Origin of the sequence: Aureimonas pseudogalii (genome assembly GCF_014196835.1) — a bacterium.
Taxonomy (GTDB): Bacteria; Pseudomonadota; Alphaproteobacteria; order Rhizobiales; family Rhizobiaceae; genus Aureimonas; species Aureimonas pseudogalii.
The window spans coordinates 77,738-101,811 of record NZ_JACIEK010000012.1 but is presented as its reverse complement, the minus strand read 5'-3'; the positions used below and the strand labels follow the sequence as shown (position 1 = coordinate 101,811).

General features: G+C 70.6%; 20 protein-coding genes and 1 tRNA gene. 12 read left to right on the top strand and 9 right to left on the bottom strand.

Annotated features, from left to right (window positions below):
* Positions 1 to 4,719, bottom strand: coding sequence for a glutamate synthase large subunit (gene gltB, locus GGR04_RS18285; protein ID WP_183201344.1), 4,719 nt, complete (start codon positions 4,717 to 4,719; stop codon positions 1 to 3).
* A 367-nt stretch (positions 4,720 to 5,086) separates the two neighbouring features.
* Here gltB and GGR04_RS18280 point away from each other — a divergent pair, with 367 nt between their 5' ends.
* On the top strand, positions 5,087 to 6,136 hold the full coding sequence (locus GGR04_RS18280; protein ID WP_183201343.1) for a threonine aldolase family protein: 1,050 nt from the start codon (positions 5,087 to 5,089) through the stop codon (positions 6,134 to 6,136).
* A gap of 89 nt (positions 6,137 to 6,225) precedes the next feature.
* Here GGR04_RS18280 and GGR04_RS18275 read toward each other — a convergent pair whose 3' ends face one another.
* Entirely contained in the window at positions 6,226 to 6,687 is a 462-nt protein-coding gene (locus GGR04_RS18275) for an Hsp20 family protein (protein ID WP_183201342.1), read from the bottom strand.
* A 363-nt stretch (positions 6,688 to 7,050) separates the two neighbouring features.
* On the opposite strand from GGR04_RS18275, the gene GGR04_RS18270 reads away from it, so the two are divergent.
* Together GGR04_RS18270 and GGR04_RS18265 are read left to right on the top strand one after the other, a co-directional pair.
* Positions 7,051 to 7,461 carry a hypothetical protein gene (locus GGR04_RS18270; protein ID WP_183201341.1) on the top strand — a complete coding sequence of 137 codons (411 nt, stop codon included), beginning with the start codon at positions 7,051 to 7,053 and terminating at the stop codon, positions 7,459 to 7,461.
* Between the two features lie 352 nt (positions 7,462 to 7,813).
* Entirely contained in the window at positions 7,814 to 8,839 is a 1,026-nt protein-coding gene (locus GGR04_RS18265) for an alpha/beta fold hydrolase (protein ID WP_183201340.1), read from the top strand.
* A 16-nt stretch (positions 8,840 to 8,855) separates the two neighbouring features.
* Here GGR04_RS18265 and hisN read toward each other — a convergent pair whose 3' ends face one another.
* A complete protein-coding gene (gene hisN / locus GGR04_RS18260) occupies positions 8,856 to 9,635 on the bottom strand; it encodes a histidinol-phosphatase (RefSeq protein WP_210291868.1) in 780 nt (259 codons plus the stop codon).
* 94 nt (positions 9,636 to 9,729) lie between these two features.
* A complete protein-coding gene (locus tag GGR04_RS18255) occupies positions 9,730 to 10,611 on the bottom strand; it encodes an N-formylglutamate amidohydrolase (RefSeq protein ID WP_376769874.1) in 882 nt (293 codons plus the stop codon).
* 182 nt (positions 10,612 to 10,793) lie between these two features.
* Here GGR04_RS18255 and cpdR point away from each other — a divergent pair, with 182 nt between their 5' ends.
* Together cpdR and GGR04_RS18245 are read left to right on the top strand one after the other, a co-directional pair.
* Positions 10,794 to 11,159, top strand: coding sequence for a cell cycle two-component system response regulator CpdR (cpdR, locus tag GGR04_RS18250; protein ID WP_183201338.1), 366 nt, complete (start codon positions 10,794 to 10,796; stop codon positions 11,157 to 11,159).
* An 81-nt stretch (positions 11,160 to 11,240) separates the two neighbouring features.
* Positions 11,241 to 11,315 (top strand) — tRNA-Val (locus tag GGR04_RS18245).
* Positions 11,316 to 11,398: 83 nt separating this feature from the next.
* On the opposite strand, the gene GGR04_RS18240 is transcribed toward GGR04_RS18245, so the two are convergent.
* Entirely contained in the window at positions 11,399 to 11,677 is a 279-nt protein-coding gene (locus GGR04_RS18240; RefSeq protein WP_183201337.1) for a hypothetical protein, read from the bottom strand.
* A gap of 836 nt (positions 11,678 to 12,513) precedes the next feature.
* On the opposite strand from GGR04_RS18240, the gene GGR04_RS18235 reads away from it, so the two are divergent.
* The 5 genes from GGR04_RS18235 to GGR04_RS18215 all read left to right on the top strand — a co-directional run bounded on the left by GGR04_RS18235 (position 12,514) and on the right by GGR04_RS18215 (position 19,335).
* The gene (locus tag GGR04_RS18235) at positions 12,514 to 13,308 is read left to right on the top strand and encodes a LamB/YcsF family protein (RefSeq protein WP_183201336.1); all 795 of its coding nucleotides are present in this window, start codon (positions 12,514 to 12,516) and stop codon (positions 13,306 to 13,308) included.
* An 8-nt stretch (positions 13,309 to 13,316) separates the two neighbouring features.
* Complete coding sequence (locus GGR04_RS18230) at positions 13,317 to 14,948, top strand: 5-oxoprolinase subunit B/C family protein (RefSeq protein ID WP_183201335.1); 1,632 nt, start codon at positions 13,317 to 13,319, stop codon at positions 14,946 to 14,948.
* Positions 14,945 to 16,675: an acetyl/propionyl/methylcrotonyl-CoA carboxylase subunit alpha gene (locus GGR04_RS18225; protein ID WP_183201334.1), complete on the top strand. Its 1,731-nt coding sequence runs from the start codon at positions 14,945 to 14,947 to the stop codon at positions 16,673 to 16,675. The genes GGR04_RS18230 and GGR04_RS18225 overlap by 4 nt, the downstream gene beginning before the upstream one ends.
* A 216-nt stretch (positions 16,676 to 16,891) precedes the next feature.
* Positions 16,892 to 17,959: an alpha/beta hydrolase gene (locus GGR04_RS18220; protein ID WP_183201380.1), complete on the top strand. Its 1,068-nt coding sequence runs from the start codon at positions 16,892 to 16,894 to the stop codon at positions 17,957 to 17,959.
* A 128-nt stretch (positions 17,960 to 18,087) separates the two neighbouring features.
* Positions 18,088 to 19,335: an alpha/beta hydrolase gene (locus GGR04_RS18215; protein WP_183201333.1), complete on the top strand. Its 1,248-nt coding sequence runs from the start codon at positions 18,088 to 18,090 to the stop codon at positions 19,333 to 19,335.
* A gap of 258 nt (positions 19,336 to 19,593) precedes the next feature.
* Here GGR04_RS18215 and GGR04_RS23735 read toward each other — a convergent pair whose 3' ends face one another.
* Both GGR04_RS23735 and GGR04_RS18205 read right to left on the bottom strand, forming a co-directional pair.
* Positions 19,594 to 20,310, bottom strand: coding sequence for a PRC-barrel domain-containing protein (locus tag GGR04_RS23735; protein ID WP_246393332.1), 717 nt, complete (start codon positions 20,308 to 20,310; stop codon positions 19,594 to 19,596).
* A gap of 192 nt (positions 20,311 to 20,502) precedes the next feature.
* A complete protein-coding gene (locus tag GGR04_RS18205) occupies positions 20,503 to 21,564 on the bottom strand; it encodes an SDR family oxidoreductase (protein WP_183201332.1) in 1,062 nt (353 codons plus the stop codon).
* 102 nt (positions 21,565 to 21,666) lie between these two features.
* Between GGR04_RS18205 and GGR04_RS18200 the strand changes: the two genes are divergently transcribed.
* Positions 21,667 to 22,083, top strand: a complete 417-nt coding sequence (locus tag GGR04_RS18200) for a winged helix-turn-helix transcriptional regulator (protein WP_183201331.1) — start codon at positions 21,667 to 21,669, stop codon at positions 22,081 to 22,083.
* A gap of 25 nt (positions 22,084 to 22,108) precedes the next feature.
* On the opposite strand, the gene GGR04_RS18195 is transcribed toward GGR04_RS18200, so the two are convergent.
* Positions 22,109 to 22,732, bottom strand: coding sequence for an RBBP9/YdeN family alpha/beta hydrolase (locus GGR04_RS18195; protein WP_210291866.1), 624 nt, complete (start codon positions 22,730 to 22,732; stop codon positions 22,109 to 22,111).
* A gap of 141 nt (positions 22,733 to 22,873) precedes the next feature.
* Positions 22,874 to 23,332 carry an RrF2 family transcriptional regulator gene (locus tag GGR04_RS18190; RefSeq protein WP_183201330.1) on the bottom strand — a complete coding sequence of 153 codons (459 nt, stop codon included), beginning with the start codon at positions 23,330 to 23,332 and terminating at the stop codon, positions 22,874 to 22,876.
* Positions 23,333 to 23,523: 191 nt separating this feature from the next.
* Between GGR04_RS18190 and GGR04_RS18185 the strand changes: the two genes are divergently transcribed.
* The gene (locus GGR04_RS18185; RefSeq protein ID WP_246393328.1) at positions 23,524 to 23,937 is read left to right on the top strand and encodes an acyl-CoA thioesterase; all 414 of its coding nucleotides are present in this window, start codon (positions 23,524 to 23,526) and stop codon (positions 23,935 to 23,937) included.
* The last annotated feature ends 137 nt before the right edge of the window (positions 23,938 to 24,074 follow it).

The following is a 24,074-nucleotide window of genomic DNA, read 5'->3' as shown; positions in this document are numbered from 1 at the left end:
CTACTCCGCGGCGATGCCCATACGCATGCGCTCCATCTCGAGCAGCGCGCGGCGGTACTCCACCGGCATGACCTTCACGAATTTCGGCCGGTAGGCCTCCCAGTTGTCCAGCATCTCCTTGGCCCGGGCCGAGCCGGTGTAGTGGAGATGGTTGGAGATCAGCTGGTAGAGCCGCTCGTCGTCGTGGCCGGTCATGTTGGAGGAGACGTCCACCCGCCCCTTGTGCTGGAGGTCACCGCCGTGATGGTGCAGCTTCTCGAGAAGGTCGTCCTCCTCCGGCACCGGCTCGAGCTCCACCATCGCCATGTTGCAGCGATCCGCGAAATTGCCTTCGGGATCGTAGACATAGGCGATGCCGCCGGACATGCCGGCCGCGAAGTTGCGCCCCGTATGCCCGAGGATGACGACGACGCCGCCGGTCATGTACTCGCAGCCGTGGTCGCCGACGCCCTCCACCACCGCGACGGCGCCGGAGTTGCGCACCGCGAAGCGCTCGCCCGCCACGCCCCGGAAGTAGCACTCGCCGGAGATCGCGCCGTAGAGCACGGTGTTGCCGATGATGATCGACTCCTCCGGCACGATGCGGGTGTTCTCGCGCGGCCGCACGATCAGCTTGCCGCCCGAGAGGCCCTTGCCGACATAGTCGTTGCCGTCGCCCACCAGCTCGAAGGTGATGCCGCGCGAGAGGAACGCGCCGAAGCTCTGCCCGGCCGTGCCGGTGAGGAGCACGCGGATCGTGTCGTCGGCGAGGCCCTTCATGCCGTAGCGCTTGGCCACCTCGCCCGAGAGCATGGCCCCCGCCGAACGGTCGACGTTGGAGATGGCGGTCTCGATCGTCACGCTCTGGCGCGTTTCCAGCGCCGGCATCGCCTCGGCGATGAGCTTGCGGTCGAGCACGTCGTCGATCGGATGCTTCTGGCGCTGCGTCCAGAGCGTCTCCTCGTGCGCCGCCTCGGGCTTGTAGAACATCCTCGTGAAGTCGAGCCCGCGCGCCTTCCAGTGCTCGATCATCTCGCGCTTGTCGAGACGCTCGGAGCGCCCGACGAGCTCGGCGAGCGTGCGCACGCCCATGGCCGCCATGATCTCGCGAACCTCTTCGGCGATGAAGAAGAAGAAGTTGATGACGTGCTCGGGCGTGCCCTTGAAGCGCTTGCGCAGCACCGGGTCCTGCGTGGCGACGCCGACGGGGCAGGTGTTGAGGTGGCACTTGCGCATCATGATGCAGCCGGCCGCGATGAGCGGGCCGGTGGAGAAGCCGAACTCGTCGGCGCCGAGCAGCGCGCCGATCACGACGTCGCGGCCCGTGCGCAGGCCCCCGTCGACCTGCAGCGCGATGCGCGAGCGAAGCCCGTTCAGCACCAGCGTCTGCTGCGTCTCGGCGAGACCCATCTCCCAGGGCGAGCCTGCGTGCTTGATCGAGGTCAGCGGCGAGGCGCCGGTGCCCCCGTCGTAGCCGGACACGATGATGTGGTCGGCGCGCGCCTTGGCGACGCCCGCCGCCACCGTTCCGACGCCGACCTCCGACACCAGCTTCACCGAGATCGCGGCTTCCGGGTTGACGTTCTTCAGGTCGAAGATCAGCTGCGCCAGATCCTCGATCGAATAGATGTCGTGGTGGGGCGGGGGTGAGATCAGGCCGACGCCCGGCGTCGAGTGCCGGGTCTTGGCGATGGTCGCGTCCACCTTGTGGCCGGGCAATTGCCCGCCCTCGCCGGGCTTGGCGCCCTGCGCGACCTTGATCTGCAGCATGTCGGCGTTGACGAGATACTCTGTCGTCACGCCGAAGCGGCCGGAGGCCACCTGCTTGATCGCCGAGCGCTCGGGGTTGGCCGTGCCGTCCACGAGCTTCAGGTAGCGGTCGGGCTCCTCGCCACCCTCGCCGGTGTTGGACTTGCCGCCGATCCGGTTCATCGCGACGGCGAGCGTCGCGTGCGCCTCGCGCGAGATCGAGCCGAAGCTCATGGCGCCGGTGGAGAAGCGGCGCACGATCGTGGCGGCCGACTCCACCTCGTCGAGCGGCACGGGCTGGAGACCCAGCTCGTCCGCCATCTTGATCTTGAACAGACCGCGGATCGAAGAGTTGGCGACGTCGGACTGGTTCACCAGCGCGGCGTATTCGCGGTACTTCTCGTAGGATTCCAGACGCACCGCGTGCTGCAGCGTCGCCACCGCGTCGGGCGACCAGATATGGGCCTCGCCGCGCATGCGATAGGCGTATTCGCCGCCGACCTCGAGCGAGCGGGCGAGCACAGGATCGTCGGAGAAGGCGAGCGTGTGGCGCTCCACCGTCTCGCGGGCGATCTCGTCCAGCCCGACGCCCTCGATCGTCGTCGAGGTGCCGAAGAAGTAGCGCTCGACGAAACCGGACTGCAGGCCGATCGCGTCGAAGATCTGCGCGCCGCAATAGGACTGGTAGGTCGAGATGCCCATCTTGGACATGACCTTGAGCAGCCCCTTGCCCACCGACTTGATGAAGCGCGAGACCAGCTCCTTGGCGTCCACCTCGGGCGGGAAGTCGCCGCGCGCGTGCATGCCGAGCAGCGTGTCGAAGGCCAGATACGGATTGATCGCCTCGGCGCCGTAGCCGGCGAGACAGGCGAAGTGATGCACCTCGCGCGGCTCGCCCGATTCCACCACGAGGCCCGCCGCGGTGCGAAGGCCCTTGCGGATGAGATGGTGGTGCACGGCCGCGCAGGCGAGCAGCGCCGGGATCGGGATGCGGTCCGGCCCGACCTGCCGGTCCGACAGGATGATGATGTTGTAGCCGCCAACCACCGCCGCCTCGGCGCGCTCGCACAGGCGCTCCAGCGCCCCGGCCATGCCCTCGGCGCCCTGCACCACGGGATAGGTCGTGTCGATCGTCTTGGTGTCGAACCGGTCCTCGGTGTGGCCGATGGTGCGGATCTTCTCGAGGTCGCCGTTCGTCAGGATGGGCTGGCGCACCTCCAGCCGCTTGCGGCGCGAGGTGCCTTCGAGGTCGAAGATGTTGGGGCGCGGCCCGATGAACGACACGAGGCTCATGACGAGTTCCTCGCGGATCGGGTCGATCGGCGGGTTGGTGACCTGCGCGAAGTTCTGCTTGAAATAGGTGTAGAGGAGCTTCGACTTCTCCGACATCGCCGAGATCGGCGTGTCCGTGCCCATCGAGCCGATGGCCTCCTGGCCGGTGGTGGCCATCGGCGCCATCAGGATGCGCGTGTCCTCCTGCGTGTAGCCGAAGACCTGCTGGCGATCGAGCAGCGACACGTCGGCGCGCGAGGCGCGCGGTGCCACGGGCTTCAGGTCCTCGAGGATGAGCTGCGTCGACTTCAGCCAGTCCTTGTAGGGATTGGCCGAGGCGATCTCGCCCTTGATCTCCTCGTCGGAGACGATGCGCCCCTTTTCCAGGTCGATGAGCAGCATCTTGCCCGGCTGCAGGCGCCACTTCTTGACGATGCGCTCCTCGGGCACCGGCAGCGTGCCGGCCTCGGAGGCGAGGATCACGAGGTCGTCGTCGGTCACGACGTAGCGCGCCGGCCGCAAGCCGTTGCGGTCGAGCGTCGCGCCGATCTGGCGCCCATCGGTGAAGCACACCGCGGCCGGCCCGTCCCAGGGCTCCATCAGCGCGGCGTGGTACTCATAGAAGGCGCGCCGCTCCGGGCTCATCTCCTTGTTGCCGGACCACGCCTCGGGGATCAGCATCATCATCGCGTGCGCCAGCGGGTAGCCGCCCTCGCACAGGAATTCGAGCGCGTTGTCGAAGCAGGCGGTGTCGGACTGGCCCTCGTAGGAGATCGGCCAGAGCTTCGAGATGTCGTTGCCGAAGAGCTCCGAATCCACCGAGGCCTGACGCGCCGCCATCCAGTTGACGTTGCCGCGCAGCGTGTTGATCTCGCCGTTATGGGCGACCATCCGGTAGGGATGGGCGAGCTTCCACGAGGGGAAGGTGTTGGTGGAGAAGCGCTGGTGCACGAGGGCAAGCGCCGTCTCGAAGCGCGGGTCCTTCAGGTCGCGGTAGTAGGCGCCCACCTGGTAGGCGAGGAACATGCCCTTGTAGACGAGGGTGCGCGAGGAGAGCGACACGACGTAGAAGTCGGATTCCTCACCCGCGGCCTCGGCGTAGACGCGGTTCGACACGACCTTGCGGATGATGAAGAGCTTGCGCTCGAAATCGTCGTCGCTCTCCACCGAAGGGGCGCGCGCGATGAAGACCTGCCGGTGCACCGGCTCGGTCGCCATGATCTCCGGGGCCTTCGAGAGGGAGGCGTTGTCGACGGGCACGTCGCGCCAGCCGAGCACGGTCTGACCCTCCTCGGCGGCGGCCTTCTCGAAGAGCTCCTTGAAGTGGAGGCGACGCGCCTCGTCCTGCGGCATGAAGACGAAGCCGACGCCGTACTGGCCGGCGGCCGGCAGGTCGACGCCCTGGGCCGCCATCTCGGCCTTAAGGAACTCGTGCGGGATCTGCACGAGCATGCCCGCGCCGTCGCCCATCAGCGGATCGGCGCCGACGGCGCCGCGATGCGTCAGGTTCTCCAGGATCTGAAGCCCCTTCTCGACGATCGAGTGCGACTTCTGGTTCTTCATATGCGCGATGAAGCCGACGCCGCAGGCATCGTGCTCGCGGCGCGGGTCGTAGAGGCCTTGCGCCTTCGGCAAGGTGCGGGGTTTGACCGCGGCGATCGGGGCGTTCGCGCGGGTCGCGGCGGCGTCCTCGATGATGGATGGCGTCTCGTTCGTCATCACGGCGGTCTCCCTCGTTTCGCGGGGGCGCCGTCCCACCATGGACCGACCCCCCTTCCTCGCAGCCCGAAGGGCACGGCCGGCCCGAAGGGACCTTCCGCGCCGCAAGGGCCGATCGTCACCGGTCCGGCATGACCCGTCGTTCACGCGAACGCGCGAGGGGCATTGCCCGTGCCACCCGTCGTCCACCGGCATCCGGCGGACAATTTAGGGCAGCACTACTGACCTATCATCGCACTTATCGCAGACTTGGGCACGCCCGGCAAGATCCGTTCTAACCTCTGGCGCCCGCGAGTTGAAGCCGCCGCGGGGCGACACGTCGCCCGGGTCTCTTGTTCGTGGCGCGGCGAGGCGATAGTCAGCGGCGATGATCTTTGCTTCCGACAACTGGTCCGGCGTCCACCCGGCGATTAACGACGCGCTCGCCGCCAATGCCTCGGGCATGGCGGCCGCCTATGGCGCCAGCGAACTCGACAAGGCGGTGGAGCGCCGCTTCGACGAGATCTTCGAGCGCGAGGTCGCCGTGTTCTTCGTGGGCACCGGCACCGCCGCCAACTCGCTGGCCTTCGCCGCGGTCAACCGGCCCGGCGGCGTGGTGCTCTGCCACCGCGAGGCGCATGTCATCGAGGACGAGTGCGGCGCGCCGGAATTCTTCACCCACGGGGCGCGCATGGCGCCGGTGGACGGCGCCAACGGGCTGATCGACCCCTATAATCTGAAGCGCGAGCTGGCGCGGTTCCGGCCCGACTTCATCCATGCGGGCCAGCCGATGGCGGTCACCGTGTCGCAGCCGGGCGAGGCGGGCACGCTCTACACGGTGGGCGAGATCGGGGCGATTGCGGACATCGCTCACGAGCGCGGCCTGTCGCTGCACATGGACGGCGCGCGCTTCGCCAACGCGCTCGTCGCCTCCAACGCCTCGCCCGCCGACATGACCTGGCGCGCGGGCGTCGACATCCTCTCCTTCGGCGCCACGAAGAACGGCTGCTGGTGCGCCGAGGCCGTGGTCTTCTTCGACCCCGAGAAGGCCCGCCAGTTTCCCTATATCCGCAAGCGCGGCGCCCAGCTCTTCTCCAAGACGCGCTTCGTCGCGGCGCAGTTCACCGCCTATCTCGGCGACGGCCTGTGGCTGAAGCTCGCCGCCCATTCCAACGCCATGGCCGACGCGCTGCGCGAGGGCATCCGCCGCTCCACCCATGCGCGCGAGGCCTGGAACACGCGCACCAACGAGGTCTTCGCCATCGTCGAGACGGCGACCGCGGCCAAGCTGCGGGCCGAGGGCGCGGTGTTCTACGACTGGAACCCGCCGCATGGCAGCCCGACGCTGATCGGCGAGAACGAGCAGCTGATCCGCCTGGTCACCAGCTGGTCGACCGAGCCGGGCGACGTCGAGCGCTTCGCGGCCGCCATCGCCTGAGCTTTGCGCTCATAAGCCAGACGCAAAAAACGGCGCCCCGAGGGGCGCCGTTCTCGTTTGGTCGCTCAAGTTCGAGCCGAAGGCTCGCCTCAGGCGGCGGTGGCCTCGATCGACCGCGCGTTGGCGTTGGCCGTCGCGATCTCGATCTTGCGGGGCTTCAGCGCCTCGGGAATGACGCGCACGAGGTCGATGTGCAGCAGGCCGTTCTTCAGGCTGGCGCCGCGCACCTCGACATGCTCGGCCAGCTGGAAGCGGCGCTCGAAGGCGCGCCCCGCGATGCCGCGATAGAGGAACTCGGAGCCCTCGGCCGTCTCCTCGGCCTTCTCGCCCTTCACGGTGAGACCGTTCTCGCGCGACTCGATCGAGAGTTCGGTATCCGAGAAGCCCGCGACCGCCATGGTGATGCGGTAGGCGTTCTCGCCGGTGCGCTCGATGTTGTAGGGCGGATAGCTCTGCGCGTTCTCACCCGAGCCCAGCGTGTCGAGCATCGAGAAGAGGCGGTCGAAACCGACGGTGGAGCGATAGAGGGGGGCGAAGTCGTACTGACGCATGGTCGTTCTCCATAGGAAGCAACAGGGTTTGCGACGGTGGCGACCGGACGTTTCTCCCGCACGAGGCGGCGAGGGCCCGATGGCCGGCGGCCCCGTTTCGGCGGCCGCTGGGAATGAGATGGGAGCCGGCGAAATCGGCTTCAAGATTTTTCCCGCAGAAATTTTACGGCGGCTTAACCCCTTCCGACGCTTCGCTTTTTGCCCGCGAAACTTGCGACCGCGGCGGATTCTCGCCCGTGAACCGAAGATGAACGACGCCTTCCGCTTCCGTTCACCTCGCGGGCCCCATGGTGGCGACATGAAGAGCGACGAGGCGCCTCGCCGGTCGCTCGAAAGGGGGTCTCGACCCCGGAAGGTCTCGCCATGAAGTCGGTCCTCTCTGCGCTTCTTCTCTCGCTCGGCCTCGCTGCCGTGGCCCTGCCGGCGCAGGCCGATTGGCGCGAGCGCGGCGCCGTCCATGTCGAGCGCGACGGGCGGCTGGATGCCGACCGCTGGGAGCATGGCGGGCCGCACCGGGAGGCGTTCCGCGACGTGCTGCCGGAGCGGCGGATCGCGCGCATCCTGCGCCGCTCGGGCTTCGTCGAAATCCGCGACATCCGTCTGCGCCGCGATCGCTACGTCGCCACCGCGGTGCGGCCCAACGGCGCGGTGATCCGCGTGGCGCTCGATGCCCGCGACGGCGACATTCTCGGCTCCGAGCGCATCGGCTGGGAGCGCGGCGCCCGCGACTACGACCGCTTCCGCGAGGGCGGCCGGCACGGATACGGGGGCTAAGGGCTCCCGACGAATCGAAGGGCGCGCCACCGGCGTCGCCCTTCCCACCCAACGGCTGCGGCGTCCCGTCCCTTCCGTCGCAGCCGCTTGGGGTCGGGAACCTCGAAGAGGGTTCCCGACCTCGCTCATCGCCGGCCTCCTCGCCGGCTCACGAAGACGGCCGCAGCGTCCCGTCCCTTCTGCTGTGGTCGTTCGAGGCCGGAAGTCCGTTCAGGGCTTCCGGCCTCAACCCGTTCGACATCCACCTTCAAACCGCCCACCGGCTGCGCTAGGACGTGCTTCAAGCGATCCGGCGGGCGCGTCGGGGGGATCGCCCCCCTGCGAGGGCCGGCGCGAGAGCGAAGGGCTGGCCTTGAGCATCGACCCCGAACCGAGCTTCGTCGCCACCGACGACAACCCGCCGCCGGATGGCCTCGCGCTTTCCTGGCTGGAGACGGGCGATGGCGCGCGCCTTCGCTGCGCGGTCGTGCCCGCCACCGGGCCGGCGCGCGGCACGATCACCCTCCTGCAGGGTCGCAACGAGGCGCTCGAAAAGTATTTCGAGACGATGCGCGATCTCTCTGCGCGCGGCTTCTGCGTGGCGACGTTCGACTGGCGCGGCCAGGGCGGCTCCGGCCGCCTGTCGCGCTTCGCCTCGGTCGGGCATCTGCCGCGGTTCGGGCTTCTGGTGGAGGATCTCGACCGCTTCCTGCGCGAGGTCGCGTGGGTGCGCTGCCCCGGCCCCCATGCCGTGGTCGCCCATTCGATGGGCGGTCTCGTCGCCCTTGCCGCCATGCCTCTGCTGGAGCCGCAGGTCGAGCGTCTCGTGCTCACCGCGCCGCTCGTCGCGCTGCCGGGCTCGGCCGGTCTCCACCGGTTCTACGCCGCGGCCGCCGGGCTTCTCCACGTCGCGGGCCTCGGCCATCTGCCCGTTCGCCGCGCCGCGCGCGCCGGCCCCGGCACCACGCTCGCCGGCAATCCTCTCACCCACGACGCCCGGCGCTTCCTTCGCAACCGCGCGATCGAGGCCGCCGCGCCGAACCTCGTGGTGCACTCGTTCTCGGCCTCATGGTTGCGCGCGATGCTGCGCACCGCCCGGCGCTTCGAGCGCTCCGACACGATCGCGGCCATGGCGCTGCCGACGCTGGTGATCACCGCCGGCGCGGACCGCGTGGTGCCGAGCGGTGCCAGCGCGCGCCTGGCTTGGCGCATGCGCACCGGCCATCATCTGGGCGTGCCCGGCGCCCGCCACGAACTGCTGCAGGAGGCCGACCGGTTTCGCGAACCGGTGCTCGCGGCGATCGAGAGCTTCGTCGGATCGAGCCTGCCGCGACGGGAAGCCGAGGAGACGCCGACGCAGGCAAGAGCGGCCGAGAGCGAGACGATCGCCGCGCCTTGAACGCGGCGCTTGCGCCTCAGCCGTTGAGAAGGCGCAGCGCCGCCTCGTGCAGCTGCGGCGTCGCCGCGGCGATCACGTCGCCGCCCTCTTCCGGCCGGTCGCCCGAGAAGGTGGTGACGACGCCGCCCGCCCGCTCCACCAGCGGCGTCAGCGCCACGATGTCGTAGGGCTGCAGGCCCGGCTCGACGCAGAGATCGACATGGCCGGCCGCCAGCATCGCGAAGGCGTAGCAGTCGCAGCCGAAGCGGGTGAGGCGCACCGCGTCCACCAGCGTCTGGAAGCGATCCTTGAGGCCGCCCCGGAAGAGCTCGGGCGCCGAGGAGAAGAGCGTCGCGTTTTCCAGCCCGCCGACGTCGCGCACGGCCAGCGCGTAGCGGCCGGTGTGCGGCCCCTCGCCGTAGCCGCCCTCGGGCGTTGCGTAGAAGCGCTCGCCCGTGAAGGGCTGGCTCATGATGCCGAACTCGGCCTTGCCGCGAACCGTCAGCCCGATCAGCGTGCCCCAGACCGGCACGCCGCAGATGAAGGGCCGGGTGCCGTCCACGGGATCGATCACCCACAGGAGATCGCCCTCGCCGGAGCGCCCGAACTCCTCGCCGAGAATGGCGTGATCGGGGAAGCGCTGGCCGATCGCCGCGCGGATCGCCTTCTCGGCCTCGCGGTCGGCCTCGGTCACGGGATCGAAGGTGAAGCCTTCCTTGGGCTTGTTGTCGACGACGAGCCGCGAGCGGAAGCGCGGAAGCGTCTGCGCCGCCGCGACGTCGGCGAGATGGAACAGGAAGTCGACGTCGGGAAGCATCATCATGAGGGTTCCGATTGGCGTTCGGGGCTTCGGCCTTATGCACGCGATAGGGGCGGAAGGCCATCGGTCGGCGTCGCCCCTGCGACGGCCGTCACTCGGCGGCGGCGGGACGATCGAGCGCGGCGTCCACCTCGGCCGCGAAGAGCGCCACGAAGGACCAGAGCCTCTCGCGCATCGCCTCGAAGCCGGCATGCGGCAGGAAGTTCTGCTCGTCGGCATAGAGGGCGCGGTTGATCTCCAGCTGGATGGCATGGACGCCCCGGCGCGGACGCCCGTAGCGCTCGGTGATGAAGCCGCCCGCATAGGGCTTGTTGCGGGTCACCTCGAAGCCGAGGGCGCCGAGGCGCTGCGTCGCCATCGCCACGAAGTGGGGCGCCGCGCTCGTGCCGAACCGGTCGCCCACCACGATGTCGGCCCGGCGCCCGCCCGGCAGCACCCGCACCGAGGAGGGCATGGAATGGCAGTCCACGAGGATCGCGAAGCCGAAGCGACGGCGCGTCTCCTCGATCAGCGCCTCCAGCGCCGCGTGGAACGGCAGGTAGAGGCCCTCGATGCGAACGGCGACCTCCTCGACGGGCAGCTTCTCGCGGTAGATCTCCTCGCGCTCGGCGACGATGCGCGGGATCGTGCCGAGGCCGCCGGCGACGCGGATCGAGGCGGAATTGGCGCAGTCCGGCAGCGGGCCCGCGAACATCGCGGGATCGAGCTCGTAGGGCTCGCGGTTGACGTCGAGATAGCAGCGCGGAAACCGCGCGGCGATCATCGGCGCGCCGAGCGAGGGCACGAAGTCGAAGAGCTGGTCGACGAAGAGATCCTCCGACCGGCGGATGGCCGAGGCGCCGAGGCGCGAGGCCTTCAGGAAGGCGCTCGGGTAGCAGCGGCCGCTGTGGGGCGAGGAGAAGACGAAGGGCAGGGTCTGGCGCGCGGGCTCCACGATCTCGAAGGCGGGACTGGGCCCGGCTGCCGTCTCCAGGCTCGGTATCGCGCTTGGCAAATTCGTTCGTTCCGAAAACTTGACCATCCGGGAGGGAATCTAGGCCGCCTTTCCCGCTCGAACATTCCATTTAGCCCTTGTTTAAGCAATCTGATAAAAGGATCATGTCGAACAAGGATAGGATCGGGACGGGCTCCGGTCCGGCGGACAGGTGCTGACGGATGTACAAGATTCTCCTCGCGGAAGACGACAACGACATGCGCCGGTTCCTGGCCAAGGCGCTGGAGAAGGCCGGCTACGAGGTGACCGCCTACGACAATGGCGGCTCGGCCTACGAGCGCCTGCGCGAGGAGCCCTTCTCGCTGCTCCTCACCGACATCGTGATGCCCGAGATGGACGGCATCGAGCTGGCGCGCCGCGCCACCGAGCTCGATCCCGACCTCAAGGTGATGTTCATCACCGGCTTCGCGGCCGTGGCGCTCAATCCCGATTCCAAGGCCCCGAAGGACGCCAAGATCCTGTCGAAGCCCTTCCACCTGCGCGAGCTCGTGGACGAGGTCGGCAAGATGCTCCAGGACGCCGCCTGACGCTCTGGCGGAGGACCGAAAAAGGCGCGTGGAATCACTTGACCCCCCGCGCCCGGTATGGTCTATCCGCCTTCATCGAATGGGCGTGTAGCTCAGCGGGAGAGCACTACGTTGACATCGTAGGGGTCACAGGTTCAATCCCTGTCACGCCCACCATTCGATCCCCACACAGCATGGCTTCCAGAGCGCGAAATCATCCGGCGCTGGCCGTTTTGCCAGATCGGGGTGTTTCCGGGACGTCAGACCGGAGATTTCGGCCAGAGATGTTGCCCCGAATGTCGGTCGATTTCGTGGATCATTTCGTCCGTGGCAAGCGCCGCCTCCCGCAGATACTCCCCGTCCGCGATCTCGTAGTGCGTCGCCGTTTCCAGCAGATGTTCGCCGGCCGCCATCTCCTCACGCGCCATCGTGTCCTGATCCGGATGCCCGAACCAGCGCTGCCACTCCATCGGTCGATCCGGATGCCGGCAGCGGTCGATCGGGATGACCGCCAGCGAGCGAACCTGCGTCGCCACCAACGAGCGGAACGTCCGCGACGTGATGCGCCACCCGCCCTACGCTTCTCGGGCTCCCTCGTCCCGTGGCTTCCGCCAAGGCTCGCCCGCGGCGACGCGCGTGGCCGATTTGCTCGGCGGAAGGCTGGCGATCTCCTCGAGATCGGGATACCGCGGGGCGACCTCGGACCACGCCGCCACGAGGACGCTCGCCGGATCGACCGGAGCCCCGTCATCGAGCTCCCAGGAATGATCGTCCTCGTCATGCGTGACGAAAAGAACCGAGTGAGCGTCGAGGGTTGATCGGCACGTCATACAGGCGACGCCCTGCGCTTGATCGAACGTCCAAGCCATCTCACTCCTCGTGCTGCCGAAACCGAACGGGCGGATAGGGCCTGGCGGACGGTGAGGCTTCAAGCTGGAACGCGTCCGTCGCGGCGCCACCCGCAACGACACGGTTGCCGCTCGATGGCGGGCCGTGAACAAGCCGGATCGAGACGACCAGGGCGCGGGAACACGCGGATTTTGATGGCACCCGCGGTTCCCGACGATGGGGGGTCGTTTCGCAGGGTCGCGTCATCGACCCACCGGCCGCGTGCCGTTGGCTTTCTCCGAATGATCTCGGCCCCTCGCCCCTCCGGCGCCGATCGTGGCGGTCGGCGACCTCGCTCTGTGCCGTCTTGTCCCAAGAGCCTCGAGGCGTGGACGGCGCTGCGCGCGATCGACGGCAAATCCACCGCGAAGCGACTTCCCCCGCGGCGAACGAGCGGGCCATCCTCCCGTCGCATGCGGCACGGCAATGGGCTATCGGTCGATCAAGCCCATCTTCGCCTGTCCGAGCCCGTGAGGAGACCCCAGCCATGTCCGTCATCGATCTGAACAGCGATCTCGGCGAAGGGTATGGTGCCTGGGCGATGGGCGACGACGCGGCGATGCTGGCGCTCGTCACCTCCGCCAACGTCGCCTGCGGTTTCCATGCCGGCGACCCCGCGGGCATCCTGCGCACGCTCCAGGCTGCGGCGGAGCGCGGCGTCGCGGTCGGCGCCCACGTCTCCTATCCCGACCGCGTCGGCTTCGGCCGGCGCGACATGGACGTCGCCTCGGCCGATCTCGTGGCCGACGTCGTCTACCAGATCGGCGCGCTTCAGGCGCTGGCCCGCGCCGCCGGAACGCGCGTCTCCTACGTCAAGCCGCACGGCGCCCTCTACAACCGCATCGCCGCGGACGCCCGCCAGGGCCGCGACGTGATCGCCGGCATCCAGGCGGCCGATCCGTCGCTGACGCTGATGGCGCTGGCCGGCTCGCCGCTGGTCGATCTCGCGCGGGGGCAGGGCCTCGCGGTCGTCGCGGAGGCCTTCGCCGACCGCGCCTACACGCCGGCGGGCGCGCTCGTCTCGCGCCGCGAGCCCGGCGCCGTGTTGCACGATCCCGGGCGCGTGGCGGAGCGCATGCTCCGGCTCGCCCGCGAGGGCGTGCTGGAGGCGATCGACGGCACGACCGTGCGCGTCGAGGCGCAGTCGATCTGCGTCCACGGCGACAGTCCGGGTGCGGTGGAGATCGCGCGCGCGCTGCGCCGGGCGCTGGAGGAGGGCGGCGTCGCGCTGCGCGCCTTTGCACCCGCATCCGACGCTCCGCCCGCCGCCCCTCGCGCCTGAGCTGCCGCATGCGCTTCCTGCCGGTCAGCCTGAACACGCTTCTCGTGGAACTCGCCGATCTCGGCGAGACCCTGGCGCTGTTCGCCTCGCTCCAAGCCGGCCCGCTCCCCGGCATCGAAGAGGTGGTGCCGGCGGCGCGCACGCTGATGATCCGCTGGACGCCCGGCGTGCTCGATCCCGCCGCGCTCGCCGCCGACCTTCGCGCCCGCTCGCTCGGGAGCGCTCCGGAGCCCTCCGACCGGCAGGTCGAGATCCCCGTGCATTACGACGGCGAAGATCTCGGCGACGTCGCGGCGCTGACCGGCCTCACGCGCGAGGAGGTGGTCGCGCGCCACACGGCGAGCGCGTTCACCGTGGCCTTCACCGGCTTCGCGCCGGGCTTCGGCTATCTCGTCGGCGGCGATCCCGCGCTGCACGTGCCGCGCCGCCGGAGCCCGCGCACCCGCATTCCCGCCGGCGCCGTGGCGCTGGCCGGCGCGTTCAGCGGCATCTATCCGCAGGCGAGCCCGGGCGGCTGGCAGATCATCGGCGTCACCCCGCTCGCCATGTGGGATCTGGCACGCGACCCGCCCGCGCTGCTCCAACCGGGAACGCGGGTGCGCTTCGTCGATGCGGACGCGCCGGGCGCCCGGGTGATTCGCGCGGCGCCGAAGCGGGCCGCGCCGGCAACCCTGCCGACCGAGCCCCCCTCGCTCGGTCTGCGAGTTCTCGCCGCGCCGATGCCGGCGCTGTTCCAGGATCTCGGCCGGCCCGGCCAGACCGCGCAGGGCGTCTCGGTCTCGGGCGCGCTCGACCGCGAGGCGCTGCGCGCCGCCAACCGGGCGGTGGGCAACCCCGCGGGCACGCCCGGCCTGGAGATCACGCTCGGGGGCTTCCGCTTCGAAACGTTCGGCCGCCTGACGGTGGCGCTCGCCGGCGCCCCCTGCCCCATCCGCGTGCGCGACGCGACGGGCCGCGCCTTTTCCGCCGAGCCTTACCGCCCGGTGGCGCTCGAACCCGGCGACGCCGTGGAGATCGGCCATCCGCCGACGGGCGTGCGCGCCTATCTCGCGGTGCGCGGCGGCTTCGCGGTGGCGCCGGTGCTCGCCAGCGCCGCCACCGACACGCTCGCCAGGATCGGGCCCGAGCCGGTGACGGCGGGCGCGGTGCTCCCCGCGCGGCCGGCTCCGGCAGGGGGACCGGCCGTCTCGCTGGACGAGACCGCGCCGCGCGCCCTGCCCGCGGCCGGCGACACCGTGACGCTCGACGTCGTGATGGGCCCGCGCACCGACTGGTTCACCGCGCGCGGCGTCGCGGCCCTCGCCGACCAGCTCTGGGAGGTGACGCCCCAGTCCAACCGCGTCGGCATGCGCCTTCTCGGCGCCGAGCCGCTGGAGCGGATCGACGCCGCGGAACTGCCGAGCGAAGGCACCGCCACGGGCGCCATCCAGGTGCCGCATAGCGGCCAGCCCGTGCTCTTCCTCGCCGACCACCCGCTGACCGGCGGGTATCCGGTGATCGCGAGCGTCGCCGGACATCATCTCGATCTCGCAGCGCAGATCCCGGTCGGCGCCCGCATCCGCTTCCGGCCCGTCACGCGCTTCGCCGAAATCGCGCCGGGCGCGCCTGCCCCCTCGGCCTCCCCGGAGTTCCGCGCATGAAGAAGGTTCTGATCGCCAACCGGGGCGAGATCGCCGTGCGCATCGTGCGCGCCTGCCGCGACCACGGGCTCGCCAGCGTCGCCGTCTACGCCGATGCCGACGCCGACGCGCTCTTCGTCTCCATGGCCGACGAGGCCTACGGGCTGGCGGGGCGACGCCCCGCCGAGACCTATCTCGACATCGACAAGATCGTCGCCATCGCCCGGCGCTCGGGCGCCGACGCCGTGCATCCCGGCTACGGCTTTCTCTCGGAGCGCGCCGAATTCGCGCGTGCCGTCGCCGCGGCGGGCCTCACCTGGATCGGGCCGGACCCGCATGTCATCGACGCGCTCGGCGACAAGGTGGAGGCGCGCCGCATCGCCGCAAAGGTCGGCGCGCCGCTCGTTCCCGGCAGCGACGGCCCGGTGTCGAACGCCGGCGAGGTGCTGGCCTTCGCCCGCGTCCATGGCTTGCCGGTGGCGATCAAGGCGGCCTTCGGTGGCGGCGGCCGCGGGCTCAAGGTGGCGCGCACGCTGGAGGAGATCCCGGAGCTCTACGCCTCCGCCGTGCGCGAGGCGGTGGCGGCCTTCGGGCGCGGCGAATGCTTCGTGGAGCGCTTCCTCGACCGGCCCCGCCATGTCGAGGCGCAGGTGCTGGCCGACCGGCACGGCCATGTCGTGGTGGTCGGCACGCGGGACTGCTCGCTGCAGCGGCGCAACCAGAAGCTCGTCGAGGAGGCACCCGCGCCGTTCCTGAGCGACGATCAGCGCGAGCGCATCCACGAGGCCGCCCGCGCCATCTGCCGGGAGGCCGGCTACAGCGGCGCGGGCACGGTGGAGTTCCTGCTGGGCGCGGACGGCTCGATCTCCTTCCTCGAGGTCAACACGCGCCTTCAGGTGGAGCATCCCGTGACCGAGGAGACCACCGGCCTCGATCTCGTGCGCGAGCAGTTCCGCATCGCCGACGGCCTGCCGCTGACGCTGCGCGAGACGCCGGCGCCGCGCGGCCATTCGATCGAGTTCCGCGTCAACGCCGAGGATCCCGGCCGCGGCTTCCTGCCGACCCCCGGCCGCATCACCCGCTTCGATCCGCCCTCCGGCCCCGGCATCCGCCTCGACAGCGGCGTCACCGCGGGCTCGGTGGTGTCCGGCCTGTTCGATTCGATGATGGCCAAGCTCGTCGTCACCGGCGCGACGCGCGAGGAGGCCTTGGCGCGGGCCCGGCGCGCGCTCGCCGAATTCCGGATCGAGGGCGTCGCCACCGTACTGCCCTTCCACCGCGCCGCGATCGAGACCGCCGACTTCCGGGGCGAGGAGGGCTTGCGCGTCCATACACGGTGGATCGAGACCGATTTCGCGGGAATGCCCGAGGCGGCCCCGCGGCCCGAGCGCGTGGGCGACGAAGGCCTGCTGCGTGGTGCCATCGAGATCGACGGACGGCGCCGCGAGATCGCGCTGCCGAGGGACTTCCTGCGAGGCCTCGGCATGGGAACGGCACCGATGGCCAGCACCGCGGGCCCGGTGCCGACGCAAGCCGACGAGGCGCTGGCGGCGCCCGTCTCCGGCACGCTGCAGGCCTGGAAGGCGGCGGAGGGCGCACGTGTCGCGGCGGGAGATCTCGTGGCGACGATGGAGGCGATGAAGATGGAGACGCCCGTTCTCGCCCACCGCGCCGGTACGCTGCGGCAGGCGGCTGCAGCTGGCGCCGCCCTCGACGCCGGTGCCCTCCTCGCCCGCATCGAGGCGTAAGGCGGAACCGCCGCACTCGGCTCGCGACGTTGCATCGCGGCCGCTCGCCACCTGCCAGCCTCGACGCGCGGCGACGTCGGCTTTCGGCGCATTCGCGCGTGTTCCGATCCCCGGCCGGAGCGAGCGCCCGAACCCGCCATTGACCCGCCGCGCTTCGCCTGCAGATAGGGAAAGCCGCGGCCCGTCCTTCGAGAAAGCGATCCTCCCGTGAAACGCATGACGCGCCGACAATTCGCGGCCGGAGCTCTCGCCGCGATGGTGTCGGGCTCCGCCCTCGCCAAGACCGCCGCCGACGCGCCGGCGAGCGCCGATCCCCTCTGGTTCGTGGACCCCGACCTGCGGCCCGAGGCGCGGGCGATCCAGGCGATGGCGGGACCGGGATCGGACCTGACACGCGAGACCCTGCCGATGGTGCGCCGGACGATGGAGGCCTTGGGCGGCCAGCCCCTGCCGGACGTTCCCGTGCGGCGGGAAAGCGTGCCGGTGGGCGGCGAGCACCCCGACGTGGCGGTCTACGTGATCAATGAACGAAGCCCGCCGCCGCGCGGCGGCGGCACGCGGCCCGCCATCCTCCACCTGCATGGCGGCGGCTTCGTCGCGGGCTCGGCCCGCGCCTCGCTTCCCGTGATGCAAGCGCTGGCGCGCCGGCTCGACTGCCTGGTGGTCAGCGTCGAGTACCGTCTGGCCCCGGAGACGACCTGGCGCGGGTCGATCGCAGACACCTACGCCGCGCTCAGCTGGCTACACGCGCAGGCCGGCGCTCTCGGCGTCGATCCGGCGCGCGTCGTGGTGATGGGCGAGAGCGCCGGCGGCGGGCACGCCTCGCTGCTGGCCATCGCCGCGCGCCAGTCCCCGAAGTTGCCGATCGCCTTCCAGCTTCTCGTCTATCCCATGCTCGACGACCGCACCGGCTCGACCCGCATGCCGGCCTTCCCGATCGGCACGATCGGCTGGACCGCCGCGGCCAACCGCTTCGCCTGGGGCGCGTTCCTCGGCACCGAGCCGGGGGGATCGGCCGTGCCCTCGGCCGCCGTGCCGGCGCGCCTCGAAGACATGGCGGGCCTGCCGCCGGCCTTCGTCGGCGTCGGCTCGATCGACCTCTTCTTCGAGGAGAGCGTCGTCTATGCCAGTCGCCTCATCAAGGCCGGCATTCCCGCCGAACTCGTGGTCGTGCCCGGCGCCTTCCACGGGTTCGACGTCAGCGCGTCGGCAACGCCGGTGGCGCAGCGCTTCGACGCCGCACGGACCGAGGCGCTGCGGCGCGCGTTGCAGTCGCGCGCCTGACGGACGGACCACGACATCGCCAGTGGGCTGAAGACGGATGAACGAGCCGACCGCCGACGGTCGCAAAATCCGCGCATTCCCGGTATGGCTGCGGGCATCGCTTCCCCACGTGTTGCAGAGGTCGAGCCTTGACGACGTCGTTCCCGCGCCGCTCGGCCGTCGCCGCCGCGCTCACCCTCCTCGTCCCCGGTCTCGCGGGCTGCGCCGCGCGGCCCTACGCCACGCTGCAGACGGTGGGCGCCACCGTGCCCGGCGCCCATCTCGTCGACATGCTGGTGGCGACGACGCGCGCGCCCTCGCCGGTGCCCGGCGTCGTCTTCTCGGGCGAGCGCGGTCCCGGCCTCTCGGTCGAGAACATCGTGGTGTCGATCCCGCCGGACGCCGTGCGCCGCCCCGGCGCGGTGATCTACCCCCGCCGCAATCCCGGCGACCCCGCGCGCGAGTTCGTGGCGTTGAAGATCGCCCCGATCGAGGCGAAGGGCGCGGAGGACTGGTACCAGCGCGTCGCCGGCCCCAAGCGCCGGGTGCTGATCTTCGTCCATGGCTTCAACTCGACCTACGAGGAGGCGGTGTTCCGCTTCGCGCAGATCAGCCACGACACCGGCGTCAACGCCGCGCCCATCCTCTTCACCTGGCCCTCGCAGGGCTCGATCTTCGGCTATCTCTACGACCGCGAATCCGCGAACTACTCGCGCGACAGCCTGGAGCGCATCATCGAGGACACCGCGGCGCGGCCCGATGTCGGCGAGATCACCGTGATGGCGCATTCGATGGGCAGCTGGCTGACCATGGAGGCGCTGCGGCAGACGGCGATCCGCCGCGGCCGGCTGCCGGCGAAGCTCACCAACGTCATCCTCGCCTCGCCCGATCTCGACGTCGACGTGTTTCAGGAGCAGCTCGACGAGATCGGGCCGGAGCGCTCGCGCATCACCATCTTCACCTCCAAGGACGATCGCGCGCTTCTCGTCTCCCGGCGCCTCGCCGGCGGCGTGCAGCGCCTCGGCGCCGTCGACCTGACGAAGCCCGAGGTGCAGGCGACCTTCGAGCGGCGCGGCATCGACGTCGTCGATCTCACGGGCGTTCGCGCCGGCGACGGTCTCAACCACACGAAGTTCGCCGAGAGTGCCGACGTCGTCCAGTCGATCGGGCGGCGCCTGATCGCCGGCGACCGCGTCTCGGATTCGCGCCTCGGCCTCGGCGAGACGATCGGTGCCGCGGCGATCGGCACGGCGCAGGGCGTCGGCTCGGCGATCTCCGCCACGGTCAACCTGCCTGCCGCGGCCGTGGACGCGGGCGCACGGGAGCGGCTGGCGAGGCAGGTCGAGGAGACCGCCGCCAGCCTCGGCGGGTCGCTGCAGACGGCCACGGGGCGCTGACCCCAACGTTTCGACGGGACGACCAGCCGAAGGGTCGAGCTCGCCGAGGACGGCGGCCCGCGGCGGCCAGGAAACCGCGGCATAACACTGGATTCTGCGGCGACCCATTTCGGGATCGCTCGACGCGAACATCTCGGGGGAATGTGCCCCGCGAATGGGCACTTCAACGCGAAAAAGGGAGACGCCGAGGCGTCTCCCTTTCCACTTCCAACGTCCGTCTCGCCAACTCCTACGAGTCGGTAACGCACTGCCGTGAGATTACTGCGCGACCTGACGGGCGTTGCCCTCATAGGCCGGCGCCTGCTGCAGCTGCTCGCGGGTCACGTCCAGAACGATGCGATTGGCCATCTCTTCAGCCGAGGCGACCTGCGTGCCGGCTGCGGTGCCCGTCGTTGCCGTGCCCGAGGCGGGCGCCATCGCCGTCGTGTCGGTGGCCATCGTGCCGGATGCCGGGGCCATCGCACCGGTCGTTGCGGTACCGGTGGTCGCCGTGCCCGTTCCGGCCGCCGTGTCGGCCGTGGTCGAGGCCGTCACGTCGGCGTCGAGGTCTGCCGGCAGCTTCAGCGCGGCCATCGAGACCGCGACGTCCTTTTCGCCGATGCCAAGGAAGCCGCCGACGCCCACGATCACCGCGGCCACCTGGCCATCGGGTCCGATCAGCACGTCGTTGACCTCACCGATGTCTTCGCCGTTCGCGCTGTAGACGTCCTCGCCCTGAATGTCGGACACACGCTGGATGCCGGCTTCGGCGACCGTCACGAAGGGACCGTCCATCGAGGGGGTGGCCGGCGTCGTCGCGGCAGTGGTGGCTGGCGCCGCATCGTTCATCGTGGAGCCCGACATCGCGCCGCCGGGGGCCATCGTGCCGGACGGTGCCGTCGTGGTGGCGCCGGGCTCGGTGGTCGTGGCGGTCTGCGCGTAGGCGGCAGGGATGGCGGCGGTCGTGAGAAACGCGGCGAGAATGATCTTCTTCATGGCAAATCTTTCCATCTTCCGAGCCAGAAGCTCCGTTGGACATGCTGGGATAATGAGGTCGCGGACCGTCCGTTCCCCAGCAACCCATCGTTTTCCCATGCTGGCGATCTTGTGATCATCTTCGCACCGGCGGTGTCCCGAGGCCCATGGTTCGGCCGCGCCGCCGGGCTCGGACCGTTCGAGTCCCAGGGATCACGGGATCAGCCGGTCGGCCCGCAGCTCGGCGAAGAGGTCGAAGAAGGCGTCGTCGGTCGCCTGGTAGTCGAGGAAGCCGAGGCGCCGGCTCTTGCCCATATCGGTGACCACCTCGATCGGCCGGCCGAGATCGGCGTCGGTGTGCCAGGGCGAGGCGAGACGATCGAGATCGGGCTCCGCCAGCCCCTCGCGCGCGGCGATCTCGCGCCAGAGCGGCGCGTCGCCCCGCATCTGCTCCTCCAGCGGCACGACGGTGCCGTCGAAGGGCGCGGGCTCGAGGCCGAACCATTCGGCGATGCGGCCCCACATCCAGCTCCAGCGGAAGACGTCGCCGTTGACGACGTTGAAGGCCTCGTTGGCCGCCGCCGGCGTCGTCGCGGCCCAGACGAGCTGGCGCGCCAGCTGGCGCGCGTCGGTCATGTCGGTCAGCCCGTTCCACTGCGCCGCGGAGCCGGGAAAGCGGAAGGGCCGGCCGGTCTCGCGGCAGAGCGTGGCGTAGACCGCGAGCGTCGTGCCCATGTTCATGGCGTTGCCAACCGCCTTGCCGATCACCGTGTGCGGGCGGTGCACGCTCCAGGTGAAGCCGTCGCGCGCGGCGGCCGCGAAGACCTCGTCCTCCTGCGCATAGTAGAAATTGTCGACGTCGAGCCGCCCCTGCGTCTCGCGGAACGGGGTCTGCGGCAGCACGCCCTTCCCATAGGCCTCGAACGGTCCGAGATAGTGCTTGAGGCCGGTGACGAGCGCGACGTGGCGCACGCTCGCCGCCGGGCGCAGGCCGTCGAGGAGGTTGCGCACCATCGCGGCGTTGACGCGGATGTTCTCGGCCTCGCTCTGCTGGCGCAGCCAGGTGGTGACGAACACCGCGTCGGGCGTGAGCCCCTCCAGCGCGCGCGCCGTGGCGGCGGCGTCCTGCAGGTCGGCCGCCACGGGGCGCACCCTCGCCTGATCAGTGGGCCGGCGCGCGAGGCCCAGCACCTCCCAGCCGTCGCTCAGAAGCCGCGCCGCGGTCGCGCTGCCCACGATGCCGCTCGATCCCACCACCAGTGCCGTCTTCGTCATGTCGCTCTCCATGTCTGTCCGTTGCCCGGGAGCTAGGCAGAGCCGAGCGATCGCGCTAGACGGAACCGAACAGGGACATAGTCACCCGGAGGTGCCCACCCGATGAAGCCTGGAACCCCGGAAGCCGACTGGCGCGAGGATTGTGCGCCGCGTCGCGTGGTCGAACTCTTCGCCACCAAATGGACGAGCATGGTGCTGCACACGCTGAGCGCCCGTCATGCCGGCCGGGCGCGCACGGGCGTGCTGCTGCGCAGCCTGCCCGGCATTTCCAAGAAGATGCTGACGCAGACGCTGCGCGACATGGAGACGAGCGGGCTCCTCACCCGGCATGTCGAGGGCACGGTGCCGCCGGCGGTGGAGTATCGCCTCAGCGATCTCGGCCGCCGCTTCGTGGAGCCGGTGGAGATGCTCTACGCCTGGGGCCGCGCCAACCCGGACGCGCTGGACGCGCTGGGCGAGCGCCCGACGTCGCGGCGCACGGCCTCGGCCCGGCGGGCGGGCGAGGCGACGGCGGACTGACGCCGCCGTTCGCGGCGCGCCGTCCTCAATGGGCGGAAGCGCCGGCGGCCGGAGCCGCTTCGGAGCGGATGTCGCGGGCCCAGCGCCGGCGGGGCGTCTGCGCCGGCGTCACGGGCCGCCCCCGCAGCCCGTCGGCCAGCGTCGGCGCATCCGGCCAGAAGCCGTAGCCGCTGGCGATGTTGACGTGCCCGGCCGGGCCGAGGTCGAACAGCGCCGATCCCCAGGCCGCGGCCTGCCGCTCGGCCGCCTCGAAGCCCATGAACGGATCGTTGCGGCTGGCGACGAGGATCGAGGCGAAGGGCAGCGGCACGGCTCCGGCGCCCTCGAACGAGCGCACGCTCGGATGACGTTCACTGAGCGCCGGCACGTCGGCCGGCGCCACCAGCAGCGCGCCGCCGACATGCGAGGCGGCCGGGCGCCGCGCGAGGGCGGCGACGAGCGCGCAGCCGAGGCTGTGAGCGACGAGAATGACGCCCGGCCGGCACGCCGCGATCCCCGCCTCCAGCGCATGCAGCCAGTCGGTGAGCCGCGGCTCGGCGAAGTTCTCCTGCTCCACGAGATCGGCGCCGGCATCCTCCAGCGCCCAGTGATGCTGCCAATGGCCCGGGGGCGATCCGTTCAGGCCGGGAACGATCAGGGTCTCGATCATCGCGCGTGTGCCTCGCTCGTCCGTCATGGTGCCGAACCTAGCGGGCACCGGCGAGCGCGGGAAAACAAAAAATACTCAATATCTAGATTGATGGAGAACGAGCATCCGTCGATCGCGCCGGGAAGCGCGCGACGAGGCGGATCAGGGCGCCGCGACGAGCTCGCGGAACTCGATGTCGATCCCCTCGGAGGCAAAGGCCACCTCGGCGAGCGTCTTGTCGTCGAGCACCGCGGAAATGGCGTTGCGCACCTCCAGCATCAGCCGGCGCACCGAACAGCTACGCTCGTCGCGGCAGTCGTCGCAGCGCCGGTAGGCGGTGCGACTGGCGCAGGGGATGGGCGCCAGCGGCCCGTCGAGGACGCGCAGGACGTGGCCGACGCGGATCTCGCTCGCCGGCCGGGCCAACGCGTAGCCGCCGCCGCGCCCCTTGCGGGCATGCACCATGCCGGCGGTGCGCAGGTCGCCGAGGATCGTGTCCAGAAACTTCTTCGAGATCGAATGGGCCGTCGCGATCTCTTCCGACAGGGCCCGGCTGCCCTCGGGCACCGTGGCCAGGTGAAGCATGGCCTTCAGACCGTACTTGCCCTTCATCGTCAGCATCGACCCTGCAACTCCCGCCGGCGACGGACCGCTCCGTCTCCGTCCTCCCGCCCATGTAGAATGATCCGCCCGCCATTTCCACCGCCACGCGCCCGGCGCAGGCTTCGCGCGGCCTTCGCGTGTCGTCATCATGGTCGAAGCGGGCGGCCGAGGACGAGCGTCGCCGGCAGCGGGAAACGAAGGAGATGGACATGGGCGACGAGACGCGGCGACCGGAGCGCAACACGCCGACGATCCGCACGATCGCGATGCCGGCCGACACCAATCCGGCCGGCGACATCTTCGGCGGCTGGGTGCTGGCGCAGATGGATCTGGCGGCCGGCGCCGCGGCGGCGCGCCGGGCCCGCGGTCGCTGCGCCACGATCGCCATCGACGCCATGCAGTTCCTGAAGCCGGTCTATGTCGGCGACGAGGTGAGCCTCTATGCCGAGGTGATCGCGGTCGGGCGCACCTCCATGCAGATCGCGGTGGAGGCCTGGCGGCGCTCGCGCGAGAGCGAGGACACCGAGCAGGTGACGCGCGGCCGCTTCACCTTCGTGGCGATCGACGGCGAGCGCCGGCCCCGCGCCATCGACGCGCCTGTCCTCCCGGACCTGCCGCGGTAAGGCGCCGGCAGGGGGCGAGACGCCGGCGGGGGAGAGCATGCCCCGTCCAGCCCGAGCCGCCCCCCCGGAAGCGGCCGGGTCTCTCGTGGTTCGGATGCGACGAGACCGTAATTTTTTCCACGGCTTAAAGCTTCCGC

Excerpts from the sequence above, each read along its gene's own strand:
- GGR04_RS18280 (WP_183201343.1), top strand. The coding sequence starts at position 5,087 with ATGATCTTTGCTTCCGACAACTGGTCCGGCGTCCACCCGGCGATTAAC.
- GGR04_RS18225 (WP_183201334.1), top strand. The coding sequence starts at position 14,945 with ATGAAGAAGGTTCTGATCGCCAACCGGGGCGAGATCGCCGTGCGCATC.
- GGR04_RS18185 (WP_246393328.1), top strand. The coding sequence starts at position 23,524 with ATGGGCGACGAGACGCGGCGACCGGAGCGCAACACGCCGACGATCCGC.
- GGR04_RS18190 (WP_183201330.1), bottom strand. The coding sequence starts at position 23,332 with ATGCTGACGATGAAGGGCAAGTACGGTCTGAAGGCCATGCTTCACCTG.
- GGR04_RS18270 (WP_183201341.1), top strand. The coding sequence starts at position 7,051 with ATGAAGTCGGTCCTCTCTGCGCTTCTTCTCTCGCTCGGCCTCGCTGCC.
- GGR04_RS18195 (WP_210291866.1), bottom strand. The coding sequence starts at position 22,732 with ATGATCGAGACCCTGATCGTTCCCGGCCTGAACGGATCGCCCCCGGGC.
- GGR04_RS18220 (WP_183201380.1), top strand. The coding sequence starts at position 16,892 with ATGACGCGCCGACAATTCGCGGCCGGAGCTCTCGCCGCGATGGTGTCG.
- hisN (WP_210291868.1), bottom strand. The coding sequence starts at position 9,635 with ATGCTTCCCGACGTCGACTTCCTGTTCCATCTCGCCGACGTCGCGGCG.
- cpdR (WP_183201338.1), top strand. The coding sequence starts at position 10,794 with ATGTACAAGATTCTCCTCGCGGAAGACGACAACGACATGCGCCGGTTC.
- GGR04_RS23735 (WP_246393332.1), bottom strand. The coding sequence starts at position 20,310 with ATGAAGAAGATCATTCTCGCCGCGTTTCTCACGACCGCCGCCATCCCT.
- GGR04_RS18235 (WP_183201336.1), top strand. The coding sequence starts at position 12,514 with ATGTCCGTCATCGATCTGAACAGCGATCTCGGCGAAGGGTATGGTGCC.
- GGR04_RS18230 (WP_183201335.1), top strand. The coding sequence starts at position 13,317 with ATGCGCTTCCTGCCGGTCAGCCTGAACACGCTTCTCGTGGAACTCGCC.
- GGR04_RS18205 (WP_183201332.1), bottom strand. The coding sequence starts at position 21,564 with ATGACGAAGACGGCACTGGTGGTGGGATCGAGCGGCATCGTGGGCAGC.
- GGR04_RS18200 (WP_183201331.1), top strand. The coding sequence starts at position 21,667 with ATGAAGCCTGGAACCCCGGAAGCCGACTGGCGCGAGGATTGTGCGCCG.
- gltB (WP_183201344.1), bottom strand. The coding sequence starts at position 4,719 with ATGACGAACGAGACGCCATCCATCATCGAGGACGCCGCCGCGACCCGC.
- GGR04_RS18275 (WP_183201342.1), bottom strand. The coding sequence starts at position 6,687 with ATGCGTCAGTACGACTTCGCCCCCCTCTATCGCTCCACCGTCGGTTTC.